The following is a 14,871-nucleotide window of genomic DNA, read 5'->3' on the forward strand; positions in this document are numbered from 1 at the left end:
GGTGTGGGATTAATTATTTTTTTATACATTTGGAGCTGAAAAATACAATTGAAATTATGAAAAAAAATTTGATCATTGCAGCTATTGCTGTGTTCGGAATGATGAATGCGCAGAAAAACACCTTGTTATTAGGAGGAAATATCGGGTATACCAGTGATAATACCAGTGTTTCAGGTAAGAAAAGTGAAGTGGAATCCTTTAGTTTTACCCCAACCGTAGGGTATCAGTTTAATGACCACTGGACAGTAGGTATTAATTCCACCATTACATCAGGAAAAAAAACCTGACGATTTAGGTACATTAAAGGAAAATAGTTTTGCTATCGGGCCATTTATACGTTACGCGGTACCATTAAGCCAGACTTTTGCCGTGTATGGAGATTTGGGGGCGGGATATCAGAACATGAAAGACACCTATACTATTGCTGCAACCACCAGTGAAAGAAAAATGAATGGTTTCTATGCCAATTTTACGCCGGCATTGTTTATTAACTTTAGAAACGGCTTTGGGTTAAACTTCAATATCGGAGGGATAAGGTATGGCTATTTGAAAGATAGTGATGCTGATGTTACCAATAACAGATTTAATTTTTCTTTCGGTAAGGAAGTCGGGGTAGGTATCTCGAAGAATTTCGGACTAAAATAGGTTTCTATTGAAATACAAAATGAAAAAAGCCGGGATTTTCCGGCTTTTGTTGTTTATTTTTTAGAAAATAAAGTAAGTGAATACTCCAGTTCAGGATCCTTATGTGCTTTCAGTGACGTTAAGAAATCATTACTGCTTATAGTATGGTCGGGGATTACGCCTTTACAGTTGGAAACATTTTCTTTATCATTATTGTTGAAGAAAATTTCCGTCCGGGGAATAGAGATAACAGCTTTAGTGTTCGGAAGCCTGTAAGTAAGAAACCATGCGGCGGTAGTAAAATTACTGCAAGAGCCTGTTTCTTTTCCTACGATTTTACCTCTTTTTTCACTTTTGAACAGAGAAGCAAAATAAGTTGCAGCAGAGAAAGTACGGTTGTTGGTAAGCACTATAACCTTTCCGCCAAAAAACAATCCGTCTCTGGGATAGTTCTTTATATAAGTATTATCAAGTCTTGAATTGCCAAAATAGTAATCTCCTTTTTCTGCTTTGTCAAACCGTTGTCTCATAAAATTATTCTGGTCCGCAATGTCTTTATCAGAATAATATCGGTTGGTTTGGGGATCCACCAGATAATCGGTATACTTAATGTCTACCACTTTAGTGGCATATTGATACTCATTATTAAAGCTTTTGTCCTTGGCAATAAAAGAATATAATAAAGGAACGTTACTGATGGCTCCTCCCGAATTATTGCGGATATCTATAATCAGCTTCTTAGAGGAAAGGTCTTTAATCTCCTGGAAATATTTCTTTAATCGCTCATAAAAGAAACTTTCATCATAGGAAAAAGATTTTACAGACAAATAATAGGTGTCAGCATCTATTTTATATCCATAAATCCCATAACTTTCAGAAATCAGATCAATAGGCAGTATGGCATGTTTGGCCTCGTAATAAAATCTTGGATATTGTATACCGCTTAGCTTGGCGGTTTTATTTTCGCCGGTAAGCGTCTTATATTTTAAGGTGAAATCTTGAGGGTGGTTTTTCAAAATAAACGGAATATAAAAGGGAAGGTCTACATCTTCTACTTTAATATTTCCATCTGCTGCTTTAGGAACTGCTTTTAACAGATCCGGAGCAGTTACATTATTAATCTCAAGAATCTGGCTGCCCACTTCAATATGGTAAGGATTGTCTCCATTTACATACAACTCGTTGTTATGTACATAAATCTGCAAAGGAAAAAAAATAAATAGAACTCAGAACGTCCTCAAAATAATTAGAATCAGCGCTGAAATTACTGTGGCCATCCCCGATAATCCGGGTTGGGTTATGAATCAGTAAATTGGTATAGCTGGGATCTTTTTTTAACAATAGTACGCAGAGAGTCTATTTTCTTAGTAATACTTTCCTTACTGTGAAACCGGTAAGGATTAGGGTGCTGTTTTTGAATGATATCAACGGCAATATCGAAGTCTTTGAGATAGCCATCTTCCGGAATTTCTGAAACAGAATATTGAGAAAATACCATGGATGAGAACACCATCAAAGGAAATGCGAATAACTTCTTCATAGGAAAAAATTTAAAATTAAGCTATACCTGGCATCAACATATATACCACCATACCTGCTGAAGTAGTTGATTTTAATCATTAAATCAATATTTTCCAGCAAAAAAAAATTTTACAGATCATTCAGCATATTGGTCACTTTTTTTATTTGTATTACTTTTGTGCGATGCGTATTTTTAAAATCATAACTTTAATCATTGTGCTTTTGGGGGGAGCTTATGCTGCTTCCATGTATTATTTTGTGGATGAAAGCAAAAACTTTACGATTGAAAAAGAAATCGATTATCCGGTGGATAAAGTATTTGCCCAGTTTAATAATCTCCAGAATTTTACGCGTTGGAATAATTTTTTCACCAGCTCACAATCAATCGATATAGATTATTATACGCCCTATGAAGGACAGGGAAGTGCTATCAGTTATGTAGATCCTAAAAATGATACCGGTGGTGAAATGTTTATCCGGTACGAAAACCCCAATAAGACTTTAAAATATCAGCTTTTCGAGGATGAAAATGAAAATCCTACCCTGGTGGATGTTAAATTCAAACCTGTTTCCGCAGAAAAGACAAAAATTATCTGGTACGTACATACTCCTAAGCTTCCGGTATGGAAGAGGGTGGAAAACTTCTGGACTGAGGACCGCTTTGCAGAAAACATTACCAAAAGTATGGTCAACCTGAAAAACGTGCTTGGAAATAAGGTGGAAAAAGATAATCAGATGGCAGCCATTAAATACGATAGTCTGATGGTGGAAAACGAAGAAGATAAAATGCTGCTCGGAATCAATGTAAGTACCTCCAACAAGAAAGATGCCTTGTATAAAAACATTGTGATGAACTATAACAAGATTTATAATTTTGTTACCATGGATCTTGGGAAAAAAGACGATGAATTCGGGTACCCTATTCTGATGACCGATGCCGATAACTATAAAGATAAAGAAGTTTCCTATTTCCTGGGTATTCCGCTTTCCAAAAAAATAGGAATTACCGACAATAATTTTAACTTCAGAACGGTGAATCCGTCCCAAAGCTATGTGATGTACTATAAAGGAACCTATGAAGGCAGAATTAAGGCAATTCAGCAGCTGATTCAGAAAGCAAAGAAGGATCAGATGCGTTTTGGGGACATCTCCCAGACTTTTATTGAACGCCCCATGGAAGGACAACCAGTGAACATGAAGCTCTCATTATCAGTGTTTAAGTGATTTTTATTTTCTTAATTTTTTTTAACGGTTTGAGACTGTTCTAAGTCGGTTTTTTTTATTAAATTTGAAGATTAATTCTACAAATAAATTTTAATAAATAGATAAACTGTAATAATGGACAGATTTTCATTCCTAAACGCAGCTCATTCTCAGTTAATTGAGGATTTATACCAACAGTACTTAAAATTCCCGGATTCCCTAGAACCATCATGGAAAGCTTTCTTTCAAGGCTTCGATTTTGCTTTAGAGAACTACGGAGATGACGATAACATCCAATTTACTCAGGCTTCGGCCAGCACTGCTCCGGCAGTACAGCAAATTTCTCAGGCCGTATCAAATGGAGAGGTTCCTGAGCACATTAAAAAAGAATTCAAAGTTGTAAACCTTATTGAGGCTTACAGAACAAGAGGGCATCTGTTTACAAAAACAAACCCTGTCAGAGAAAGAAGACATTATACCCCTACTTTAGATATCGAAAACTTCGGTCTTTCTAAAGAAGATTTAAATACAAAATTCAACTGTGCCGTTGAAACAGGAATGAAAGAGCCTGCTACATTAGCAGAATTGATCAAGCACCTTGAAAATATCTACTGTGATTCTATCGGGGTGGAATATATGCACATCAACAATGTTGAAGAAAAAGATTTTATCAAGAAATGGCTGCAGGTAAATGAAAACCATCCGAGTCTTTCTGCGAATGAAAAAACAGAAATCTTATTAAAATTAAATCAGGCAGTTGCGTTTGAAAACTATCTTCATACGAAATTTGTAGGTCAGAAGAGATTCTCTCTGGAAGGAGGAGAAACATTGATTCCTGCTTTAGACCAGCTGATCTCAAGATCTTCTCAATTGGGAGTGGATGAAGTGGTATTAGGAATGGCTCACAGAGGGAGATTAAATGTATTGACCAATATTTTCGGAAAATCCTATAAGCAGATCTTTTCAGAATTTGAAGGAAAAGAATTCGAAGAAGATGTATTCTCAGGGGATGTTAAATACCATTTGGGATCATCCAAAAAGATCAAAACGGCTTCAGGAGAAGAAGTTTGCATTAACCTGACTCCGAACCCATCTCACCTTGAAACGGTTGCTGCTCTTGTAGAAGGGATCTGCCGTGCAAAGGTAGACGATAAGTACAAGGATTTCTCTAAAGTTTTACCTATCATCATTCATGGTGATGGAGCTATTGCTGGACAAGGTATAGCTTATGAAGTTGCCCAGATGATGACATTGGAAGGCTACAGAACAGGCGGAACAGTTCATATCGTTGTAAACAACCAGGTATCGTTTACAACAAATTATATGGATGCAAGATCTTCAACCTACTGTACAGACATCGCAAAAGTTACGGAATCTCCTGTAATGCATGTCAATGCAGATGATGCTGAAGCTGTTGTTCATGCCATTCACTTTGCTGCTGATTTCAGGGCTAAATTTGGTAAAGATGTTTATATCGACCTTTTAGGATATAGAAAATACGGTCACAACGAAGGTGACGAACCAAGGTTCACCCAACCTAATTTGTATAAAATAATTTCAAAACACCCGAATCCAAGAGAAATTTATAAAGATAAATTACTGAAAGATAGTGTTACTTCAAACGATGTAATCGCTAAAATGGAGACGGAATTCAAAGCCCTTCTGGATAAGGATTTTGATGCTTCCAAGGAAATTGAGAAAAATGTAATGGATGTGTTCATGGCCGAAGATTGGGTAAATTATCCGATCGGAAAAAGAGGAGCACTTCAGTTACCGGTTGATACAAAATATGACCTGGCCAAATTGAAAGAACTGGCTATTAAAATGTCAACCCTTCCTGCAGATAAGAAATTCATCAATAAGATTACAAGACTTTTTGATAACCGTATCAAAGCGATCGAAGGAAACTCATTAGACTGGGCGTTAGGAGAGTGGCTGGCATATGCAACCCTTCTTGTAGAAGGTCATAATGTGAGAATCTCCGGAGAAGACGTGGAAAGAGGAACTTTCTCTCACAGGCATGCTGTAGTAAAAACAGAAGATACAGAAGAAGAATACATCCCGTTAAGACACGTATCTGAAAGCAGATTTGATGTTTACAATTCCCATCTTTCGGAATATGGGGTTTTAGGCTTCGATTACGGATATGCAATGGCTTCACCAAATACATTAACGATCTGGGAGGCTCAGTTCGGAGATTTCGTGAACGGTGCCCAGATTATCGTAGACCAATATCTGGCGGCAGCAGAAGAAAAATGGAAAATCCAGGATGGTTTAGTAATGCTATTGCCTCACGGATCAGAAGGCCAGGGTGCAGAACACTCTTCAGCAAGACTGGAAAGATTCTTAACACTTTGTGCTAATGAAAATATGGTAGTAGCTAACGTTACTTCACCAGCCAACTATTTCCACCTGTTGAGAAGACAACTGAAATGGGCATTCAGAAAACCATTGGTGGTAATGAGTCCTAAATCCCTGTTGAGACATCCAAAAGTAGTTTCTCCGCTTGAAGACTTTGCAAACGGTTCATTCCAGCCAATTCTGGATGATCCTACAGCAGATCCTAAAAAAGTTGAAAAATTAGTTCTTTGCTCAGGTAAATTATACTTTGAACTATTGGCGAAAAAAGAAGAATTAAACTGTGAAAATATTGCATTGGTAAGATTTGAGCAGCTATATCCTCTTCAAACGGATGCTATTGAAGCTATTTTCAACAAATATGAGAACAGGAAACAGTTGATTTGGGCACAGGAAGAACCTGAGAATATGGGAGCCTGGTCTTATATCCTGAGAAACTTCAGAGACACCGGAATCCAGGTAGTGGCTCCGGTACCAAGTGGTGCACCGGCTCCGGGTAGCCACAAAATGTTCGAGAAAAACCAGAACGCAGTAATCAACAGGGTTTTCGACAGAGACGATGCTCCGGCAAAAAGACCTGTTACCGCTTAATTTAAATAATAATCAATTAAAAAAATAAAAAAATACTCAATATGTCAGTTTTAGAAATGAAAGTTCCTTCACCGGGCGAATCAATTACAGAAGTTGAAATTGCAACTTGGCTTGTAAAAGATGGTGATTATGTAGAAAAGGATCAACCTATCGCTGAAGTAGATTCAGACAAAGCAACTCTTGAATTGCCGGCAGAACAAAGTGGGGTCATCACTTTGAAAGCAGAAGAAGGTGATGTGGTACAAGTAGGTCAGGTAGTTTGTTTAATTGATATGGATGCTGCAAAACCAGAAGGTGGAAGTGCACCTGCTGCTGAAGCTCCAAAACAGGAAGAAGCTCCGAAAGCTGTTGAACCTGCTAAACAAGAAGCACCAAAACCAGCTGCTCCGGTTGCTGCTGCACAAACTTACGCAACGGGAGCTCCATCTCCGGCTGCTAAAAAGATCCTTGATGAAAAAGGAGTAGATGCTGCACAGGTTTCAGGAACAGGAAGAGACGGAAGAATCACTAAATCTGACGCTGAGTTGGCTGCAGTTCCTGCTTTAGGAGGAAGTCCGCTTACTGCAACAGGTTCAAGATCTACTACTACAACCAAGCTTTCAGTTTTAAGAAGAAAAATTGCTCAGAGATTAGTTTCTGTGAAAAATGAAACGGCAATGTTGACTACTTTCAATGAAGTTGACATGTCTGAAATCTTCAGATTAAGAAAACAATATAAAGAAGAATTCGCTCAAAAACATGGAGTAGGACTTGGTTTCATGTCCTTCTTCACAAAAGCGGTTACAAGAGCATTACAAATGTATCCGGATGTAAACGCATCTATCGACGGAGACTTCAAAGTAAACTATGATTTCTGCGATATTTCAATTGCAGTATCAGGCCCTAAAGGATTAATGGTTCCTGTATTGAGAAATGCAGAAAACATGTCTTTCAGTGCAATCGAAGCCAATATCAAAGACCTTGCTACAAAAGTAAGAGACGGTAAGATTACTGTAGATGAAATGACCGGCGGTACTTTCACCATTACAAACGGTGGTACTTTCGGATCAATGATGTCTACACCGATCATTAATCCGCCACAATCTGCAATCTTAGGTATGCACAATATCATTCAGAGACCGGTAGCGGTTGACGGACAGGTGGTAATCAGACCAATGATGTATGTGGCTATGTCTTATGACCACAGAATTATCGACGGAAAAGAATCTGTAGGTTTCCTTGTTGCAGTAAAAGAAGCTATCGATAATCCTGTTGGAATTTTAATGGGAGGTGACGAAAGAAAAGGCCTTGGCTTATAAGTTTTAATAAAATTATAATGCAAATATATAATCTCGCCTTAAAAAAGGCGAGATTTTTGTATCTATTAAGGAAATACTACAATGATGTTTTCAAAAATGACTTCCAATATCAAAGTTTCAGTAATACCTGAATATGATAGTAAAAACAGTTACCCATCCGAAAACCGATATGTTTTCAAATACAGTATCACTATAGAAAATGACGGAAGCTTTCCTATAAAAGTACTGAAAAGGAAATGGTTGATTTTTGATGTAGGCTTTGGATATACGGAGATTATAGGAGACGGAGTAATCGGGTTAACACCGGAAATAGGAACAAATGAAAATTTTGCTTATTTCTCGAATGTAATGCTTCGTTCCGGAGTGGGAAATATGAGCGGAAAATACCTGGTTAAAAACCTTGAGACGCAGGAAACCTTTGAAATAGATATTCCGAAATTTAATCTGCTATCTGAAGTTCTAAGCAATTGAAGTAAAAAAGCAGATACAGGATAAAGGAATATTATACATAAATCATCTGTGCCAATCTGCAAAATCTGTGATTAAAATCCTGAACAGCAAATAAGATCAGAAAAACTATATCCGTATTCTGTGGTCAAATATGAATCAAAGCTTCCTGATTTTTGCTTTCATATATTCATTGACTTCATCATTACTGGTGATGAACAGTTTTTCAAAAGCAAGCAGGGATATTTTGGCGCAAACTTCCGCATCAGCCCCGGCTCTGTGGTGATTAAATTCGATCTGATGATATTCAGCAAGAGGCTTTAAACCATACCTGGGAAGATAATTCCATGACTTTTTAGCGAGTTGTATACTGCACAGGTAATTGAGCTTGGGCGTAAACATTCCGTAATGCTCAAAACATCCCCTTAAAACTGAAGCATCAAAACCTGCATTGTGGGCAATCATCAGGCTTCCATACATCATTTCCTGAGCTTCATACCATATTTCATCAAAAGTAGGAGCGTCCTTTACATCTTCAGGCTGAATTCCATGTACTGCAATATTAAATTTATTGAAATATGGAAAGCTGGGTGGCTTGATCAGCCAGGTCTTAGTCTCTACAATTTTAGAATCCTGTACCACACAAATTCCCATTTCACAAGCAGAACTTTTCTCGTGAGTAGCTGTTTCAAAATCTATTGCGCAGAAATCCATTTATTGTAAATTAGTTGTTTTTTTGTTTCTTCTCCTGGTTAAAATTTAAACGTTTGAAGGATGATTTTTTCTGTTGATTAAAATTAATATTTAAAATTCAAAGAAAGAGATTTTAATCTGCAATCTTTAACTATTTTTCCCGCCTAAAAAATGTTTAAAAATGAGCCATTTTGATTGATAGAATTTTTCTTTCTGATGTTTTTGTCTGAGTTTCCAGGTTCCCGGAGCCTGTGCATAAAACCCAAAGTGGGCTCTTACAACAGCCCATAAATGAGGAAAACCATGCTTCAATCCGAAATAAATCCCCGCAACACCATCCAGGCACAGCCTGAAAAAGATCAGCCAGATCAGCCTTGGAAAAGGCAGGTTTTTTAACATCATAGAAAGATTGTTCCTGATATTTAAATAGGTTTTTTGAGCATTTTGCTTGTTTAAAGTTCCGCCACCTACATGATATACCGTTGATTTCGCAGTATAAAAAATCTTTTTTCCCGAATTGATAAGCCTCCAGCACAGATCTATTTCTTCCTGGTGGGCAAAAAATCTTTCATCAAAACCTTGCTGGTCCCAGAAATCTTTAGAGCGGATGAAAAAACAGCATCCGGAAGCCCAGAAAATTTCTGTTTCATCATTATACTGACCTTTATCTTCTTCCAGGTCATCAAAAATCCTTCCCCGGCAATAAGGATAGCCCAGATTATCAATCAAACCGCCTGCAGCTCCTGCAAACTCAAAATATTCCTTATAATCATAAGATAAAACTTTGGGCTGTATTGCTGAGATCTGAAGGTCTTTTTCAAACAATTCCAATACAGGATCTATCCAGTTTGCGGTAACCTCTACATCAGAATTCAGAAGGCAGTAAAATTCATGGGTAATACTTTTTAATCCTTCGTTATAACCGCCGGCAAATCCGTGGTTTTTATTGTTTCGGATAATTGTTACGGTAGGAAAATGAGATTCTACAAATTCTATAGAATCATCTGTAGAAAGATTGTCAATAACAAAGATATCTGCATTTTGAGAAGATTGGACCACGCCTGGAAGAAATTTCTCAAGCCAATTTTTTCCATTCCAGTTTAAGATGGCAACTGCCAGTTTTTTCTGCATTTCAATCTAATTTTTTTTCAGAATCATACGTTTTGATAGAGTCCTGGTATTTCCATTTACGGTGAGACCAGAGGTAATTATCAGGATGTTTGTGTAAGGTGTTTTCCAGTAATTTGTGGAACTTTCTTACCACCTCATATTCGGTAAACTTTTCGCCATCAGGTTCTATTCTGTGATAATTAACCTGGTAATAGCCACGTTTTACCTTCTTCATTTCACAGTAAATAAAAATGAGGTCCATTCTTGTAGCCAGTTTATCATAGCCTATAAAAACAGGAGTCCGTTGGTTCAGGAATTCTAAGCCATAAGTAACATGGGCAAAATGCGGGGTCTGATCAGCCACAAACATATATGCCGAATCACCATTGTTTTTAGAACGGAATATATTTAATATAACGGAATTGGCTTCCAAAGCTTCATTTCCAAATTTATTCCTGACTTTCTTCATCTGATTTTCCCAGAAGTCACTATTTACTTTTCTGTAGACAGGATGGCAGTGAGATTGTGGTATAACTCTGGCCAACGCATTGATCCATTCCCAATTGAAAACGTGTCCTGCCAGTAAAATGATATTTTTTCCTTCTTTTTTGGCATCATGAAACAGTTCCTGGTTGATATGCTGCATTCTGACTCTTGATTCCGTTTCAGAAATACTGAAAGATTTAATGGTTTCTACCAGATAATCTGAAAAATTGCGATAAAATTTCTTACGGATTTTTCTTATTTCTTCGTCAGACTTATCCGGGAAAGAGTTTTTCAGATTTTGGGTAATGACATTTTTTCTATATCCTACCAGATAATAGTTTAAAAAAAAAGATAATGTCTGAGAAAATATACAATACTCTCAGTGGTAGTTTGGAAACAAAAAATAATATTTTGATCAGGAAATTCATAAAACATGCAAATCTAGTGATAATAAAATTATGGTTCTATTTTTGCTGGGGGATAAGTATTATTTTTTTATTTTTATATTATGAAAAAACTGATATGTATAGCTTTCCTGGGATTAAGTGTACTTGGCTTTTCCCAGGCTACCAATAAACCAAAGGAGGAAAGGAAAGGGGATAATACCCTTTTGGTAAAAACGGATCATGCAGAACTGGAAGCAAAGAAAAAAGCAGCTGAAGAAAAAGCGAAGCTTCCTAAACCTTATAATCCAAAGGCTGATGCTGAAGCAGATATTAAAAAGCTGGTTGCTCAGGCGAAAAAGGAAGGTAAGAATATTATGATTCAGGCCGGCGGAAACTGGTGTGGATGGTGCCTTCGTTTTAATAACTTTGTACAAACAACTCCTGAACTGAAGGAAGTTGTAGATAAAAATTACCTTTATTATCATTTGAATGATTCTCCTGAAAATAAAAATGAAAAAGTCCTATCAAGATATGGGAAGCCTGGGGAAAAATATGGATATCCGGTTTTCATTGTTTTAGATACAAATGGTAAAATGATTCATGTTCAGGATAGTAAACCATTAGAAGAAGGAAATGGTTATGATTTATCCAGAGTAAAAGAATTTTTTGAAACTTGGAAAACTAAAAAGTAGACGTACTGTTTGATAATAATAATTCCTGTTACAATTTTGTAATAGGAATTATTATTACGTAAATTTTGCTTAGCAGGTTTCAACATAAATGCTCTGCTCATGTGAATTATAACATGCTGCTCCACCTGAATAATCGATACATGATGTACATGAACTAACATATACAAAAGAACCATTAGAGCATGTCGCAACACAAGAATCTTTTCCTGAAACAGTTCTTAACTGATCACGAGATAATTTTTTTAAATTTTTCATAATGTTTTTATTTTGTTGACCAACAGAAATAAAACTACAATATTATTTTAAAAATTCTCTACTTTGGGATTAAATTACATTAATTTCTTTATCCAGCTTAATTTTTTCTCAGAATAAGGTGGATATTTAATATCAGGTTCGCCCCATGTTCTTTTTTCCAAAATGGCTTTTTGGTGTGAGAAGGCCGCAAAGCCATATTTTCCATGATAACTTCCAAAACCTGAGCTTCCTACTCCTCCAAACGGTAGATGATCATTACTCAGATGCATTACAGTATCATTGATACAGCCTCCTCCGAATGACAATTTTTTGGTGAACAGGTCTTTTTCTTCAGCATTATTGGTGAAAAGATATGCTGCCAATGGCTTTTCAAGTTCCATGATGGAATTCAGTGCTGCATTATAACTTTGGAAAGTAATAACGGGAAGAATCGGTCCAAAAATTTCTTCCTGCATGACTTCATCATTCCAGTTCACATCACTCAGAATTGTAGGTTCTATGTAAAGCTGTTCCTCATTGAAATTTCCGCCGCAATAGATTTTATTTCTGTCAATAAGGTGGGTCAGCCGTTGATAATGGCTATGGTTAATAATCCTGGTGTATTGTTCAGCCCCGGATTCGTACCGGAATTCTTTGATGTATTTTCTCAGCATTTCCAGAAACTGTTCCTGCACAGGTTCTTCAATCAAAAGGTAATCGGGAGCTACGCAGGTTTGTCCGGCGTTTAAAAATTTGCCCCAGACAATTCTCCTGGCGGCTATTTCAAGGGAAGCATCCTTCGTTACAATAGCAGGAGACTTGCCGCCCAATTCAAGCACTACGGGGGTCAGGTGTTCGGCAGCGGCCTTGTAGACAATTTTCCCGACACGGGTACTTCCGGTGAAGAATATTTTATCAAACTTCAGCTTCAAGAGCGCTGTAGTTTCATTAATTCCACCTTCGTAAACATAGAGGTATTCGGAAGGAAAATTCTGGTTGATTATGGAAGATATTGCCTTCATGGTATTTTCAGCAATTTCACTGGGTTTCACAATGCAACAGTTACCCGCTGCAATGGCTGCTATCATAGGGGATAATGAGAGCTGGTAGGGATAGTTCCAGGCTCCGATGATTAAAGTACAGCCCAGGGGTTCGGAATAAATTTTACTTTTCCCAAGTTGATTAACAAGGTTTGTTCTAACTTTTTCAGGTTTGGCAAGAGATTTTAAATTTTTTATATAATAATCAATATCATTCAGAATAAAGGAAATCTCTGTAGTGAAAGTATCAAATCTGGATTTGCCAAAGTCTTTATGGATGGCTTCATAGAGTACATTTTCATTGGAAATAATAAGATTCCGAAGCTTCTCAAGGTACATTTTTCTAAAAGCAAGACTTTTGGTCTGCTGCGTCATAAAAAAATCTCTTTGGCGCAGTAAAATTTTTTCAATTTCCATACGATCGCTTTTTGTGGTTTTGTAGTGAAAAACAAGCAACAATAAACCGGCCAAAGTTGGTTAGGCTGGAAGCTGGGAGAGGGAAGCTGGAAGTTTGATTTTGTCGTTTGGGAGGGGCTGTTATTTTAAGGGAATTATTGTAAAGAGATTTAAGGTTTTATTCAATCAATAAGAGCTCAGATTATTTTTAAGACTTCAGGAACTTCGGACTTCCAGCCTCCAGCTTCCCTCCTTTACATAATATTTCTCACTGCTATCTTTACCGGATGGTAAAGCAGCAAAAGAAGGGCTGTAATCAAAGCCAGCCAGAATAATCCTGTGAAAATTTCCATATTGGAAAGAAGAATGGATTGTGCTGTAATTTTTGCTTTAAAAGTTCCTGCAGTCACTGATAACGATTCATTAACGGGAAGTTTTGAAATATGGGTTCCAAAAACCTGGTTCCACTGCGTATAAAAAACAGGATTGGTAGCTGTAAGATTAAAACTTAAGGTATCGGAATGCTTTAATGTCAGAAATAACATCAGGTTTTGCATTAAGGCATACCCAATGGCTGTGGCCCAGAAGCGGGTAGTGGTTCCCATTGCACTGGCATTAGCTACAAATTCTTCCGGCATTCCTGAAATCAGAAAGAATACCAAAGGAGTAAATAACAATCCTTGTGCTACCCCCTGTAGGAACAGCGGCGGGCAGATAGTTGCTAAGGTGGTGTCAGGGTAAAAGGTGTAGGTAAACCATGCACAGTCTATTGCGAGCAGGAGAAAACCTGTAAAGAATACAATCCTGGATGAAATGCCACGAACCAGGCAAATTCCTGATAAAAGAACTCCAATGAGTGTTCCTGCCACATTCCAGTACTGGATGTTAACAATATAATCCCACGGCCATCTCCATACTGTTGCCATAATGCCGTATACATTATTTAGCCCTGAACGAATGAGATAGAAAATGAAAAACAAGATCATTCCTGCAATCACATTTTTTTGAACTGAAAATTTCATAATGAAATAAAGGACGTTTTTGAATTCCTTTGTTTCAACATGAATAAACCGCCGGAAATCAGGAATATAAAAATGCAAATAATGATGGTATCAGATTCAAACCACATCAATCTCTTTCCATACACAATAGCATATGCCCCGGACTGGAGGCAAACCCAAAGCAAAAACCAGCTTGGGATATCCATTTGGTATAACGGTTTTTTGGGGAAGAAACGGTTCTTGTTGAAAATAACAAAGCCCAGAATCAAAACGAAAACATGAAAGTAAGCCATCATTAAAATCATATGCTGAAAATCATAATCCTGGATGCTTGATTTAAGCAGGGTAGTCGTTACAGTTCCCCCTGTCAGCATAAGAGCATACATGAAAAGGTAAGCGATAACTTTTGCATGTTTTGTTTTTAATTCAGCGATGATTAATGGAAGGAAAACAGCCCCTTCCAGCAATCCAAAAAAGCCTTCTAAAAAGCGGATTACCAGAATGACATGATAATCATTGGTGACAGATAAGATATAAAGAAGGATCACAGAAACGGAAGACATAAGCAGTACATAATACTTCACACTGAAATACGACATAAACCGCTGTAAAACCAAAAGAGTGACTACGAATGTTCCATACATCAGCATCATCAGATATTGAATGTCATCTGAATCCACATCCATAAAAGAAGAGGTGAAAGCACTATTGGAATGCAGCAATGACAACAACATGATGTGAGGGAATAATGCCAGGATAAGAAGAGGCAATTTTAACCATTGCGGTAACCA

At 37.2% G+C, this 14,871-nt stretch carries 15 protein-coding genes and 1 pseudogene; 7 read left to right on the forward strand and 9 right to left on the reverse strand.

Annotated features, from left to right (window positions below; genetic code table 11):
* Positions 1-56 precede the first annotated feature (56 nt).
* Entirely contained in the window at positions 57-287 is a 231-nt protein-coding gene (locus tag HX13_RS08990; RefSeq protein WP_128572301.1) for a hypothetical protein, read from the forward strand.
* Positions 288-333: 46 nt separating this feature from the next.
* Positions 334-645: a hypothetical protein gene (locus HX13_RS08995; RefSeq protein ID WP_238555291.1), complete on the forward strand. Its 312-nt coding sequence runs from the start codon at positions 334-336 to the stop codon at positions 643-645.
* Positions 646-698: 53 nt separating this feature from the next.
* Here HX13_RS08995 and HX13_RS09000 read toward each other — a convergent pair whose 3' ends face one another.
* Complete coding sequence (locus HX13_RS09000; RefSeq protein WP_238555195.1) at positions 699-1,829, reverse strand: S41 family peptidase; 1,131 nt, start codon at positions 1,827-1,829, stop codon at positions 699-701.
* A 92-nt stretch (positions 1,830-1,921) separates the two neighbouring features.
* Positions 1,922-2,164, reverse strand: a complete 243-nt coding sequence (locus HX13_RS23935) for a hypothetical protein (protein WP_238555196.1) — start codon at positions 2,162-2,164, stop codon at positions 1,922-1,924.
* Positions 2,165-2,361: 197 nt separating this feature from the next.
* Between HX13_RS23935 and HX13_RS09005 the strand changes: the two genes are divergently transcribed.
* The 4 genes from HX13_RS09005 to apaG all read left to right on the forward strand — a co-directional run bounded on the left by HX13_RS09005 (position 2,362) and on the right by apaG (position 8,066).
* On the forward strand, positions 2,362-3,369 hold the full coding sequence (locus HX13_RS09005) for an SRPBCC family protein (protein ID WP_238555197.1): 1,008 nt from the start codon (positions 2,362-2,364) through the stop codon (positions 3,367-3,369).
* A 114-nt stretch (positions 3,370-3,483) separates the two neighbouring features.
* Entirely contained in the window at positions 3,484-6,297 is a 2,814-nt protein-coding gene (locus HX13_RS09010) for a 2-oxoglutarate dehydrogenase E1 component (protein ID WP_050020810.1), read from the forward strand.
* Between the two features lie 41 nt (positions 6,298-6,338).
* A complete protein-coding gene (odhB, locus tag HX13_RS09015) occupies positions 6,339-7,595 on the forward strand; it encodes a 2-oxoglutarate dehydrogenase complex dihydrolipoyllysine-residue succinyltransferase (protein ID WP_050020811.1) in 1,257 nt (418 codons plus the stop codon).
* Positions 7,596-7,676: 81 nt separating this feature from the next.
* Positions 7,677-8,066 (forward strand): Co2+/Mg2+ efflux protein ApaG, encoded by a 390-nt coding sequence (gene apaG, locus HX13_RS09020; protein ID WP_050020812.1) that lies wholly within the window; start codon positions 7,677-7,679, stop codon positions 8,064-8,066.
* Positions 8,067-8,201: 135 nt separating this feature from the next.
* Here apaG and HX13_RS09025 read toward each other — a convergent pair whose 3' ends face one another.
* From HX13_RS09025 to HX13_RS09035, 3 genes and pseudogenes are all read right to left on the reverse strand, one after another.
* A complete protein-coding gene (locus HX13_RS09025) occupies positions 8,202-8,756 on the reverse strand; it encodes a 3'-5' exonuclease (RefSeq protein WP_050020813.1) in 555 nt (184 codons plus the stop codon).
* Positions 8,757-8,882: 126 nt separating this feature from the next.
* Positions 8,883-9,866: a glycosyltransferase family 2 protein gene (locus HX13_RS09030; RefSeq protein ID WP_050020814.1), complete on the reverse strand. Its 984-nt coding sequence runs from the start codon at positions 9,864-9,866 to the stop codon at positions 8,883-8,885.
* A 1-nt stretch (position 9,867) separates the two neighbouring features.
* A pseudogene (locus HX13_RS09035) lies at positions 9,868-10,759 on the reverse strand (lysophospholipid acyltransferase family protein).
* Positions 10,760-10,839: 80 nt separating this feature from the next.
* On the opposite strand from HX13_RS09035, the gene HX13_RS09040 reads away from it, so the two are divergent.
* Positions 10,840-11,409, forward strand: coding sequence for a thioredoxin family protein (locus HX13_RS09040; RefSeq protein WP_082129233.1), 570 nt, complete (start codon positions 10,840-10,842; stop codon positions 11,407-11,409).
* A 69-nt stretch (positions 11,410-11,478) separates the two neighbouring features.
* On the opposite strand, the gene HX13_RS26315 is transcribed toward HX13_RS09040, so the two are convergent.
* The 4 genes from HX13_RS26315 to HX13_RS09055 form a co-directional block, all read right to left on the reverse strand.
* On the reverse strand, positions 11,479-11,664 hold the full coding sequence (locus tag HX13_RS26315; protein WP_410493118.1) for a bacteriocin-like protein: 186 nt from the start codon (positions 11,662-11,664) through the stop codon (positions 11,479-11,481).
* Between the two features lie 74 nt (positions 11,665-11,738).
* A complete protein-coding gene (locus HX13_RS09045) occupies positions 11,739-13,139 on the reverse strand; it encodes an aldehyde dehydrogenase (RefSeq protein WP_262483537.1) in 1,401 nt (466 codons plus the stop codon).
* Between the two features lie 194 nt (positions 13,140-13,333).
* The gene (locus HX13_RS09050) at positions 13,334-14,101 is read right to left on the reverse strand and encodes a hypothetical protein (RefSeq protein WP_050020817.1); all 768 of its coding nucleotides are present in this window, start codon (positions 14,099-14,101) and stop codon (positions 13,334-13,336) included.
* Positions 14,098-14,850, reverse strand: coding sequence for a hypothetical protein (locus tag HX13_RS09055; RefSeq protein WP_157837425.1), 753 nt, complete (start codon positions 14,848-14,850; stop codon positions 14,098-14,100). Before HX13_RS09055 ends, HX13_RS09050 begins: the two co-directional genes overlap by 4 nt.
* Positions 14,851-14,871: the final 21 nt, after the last annotated feature.

This window comes from Chryseobacterium sp. P1-3 (assembly GCF_000738495.1).
Taxonomy (GTDB): Bacteria; Bacteroidota; Bacteroidia; order Flavobacteriales; family Weeksellaceae; genus Chryseobacterium; species Chryseobacterium gallinarum.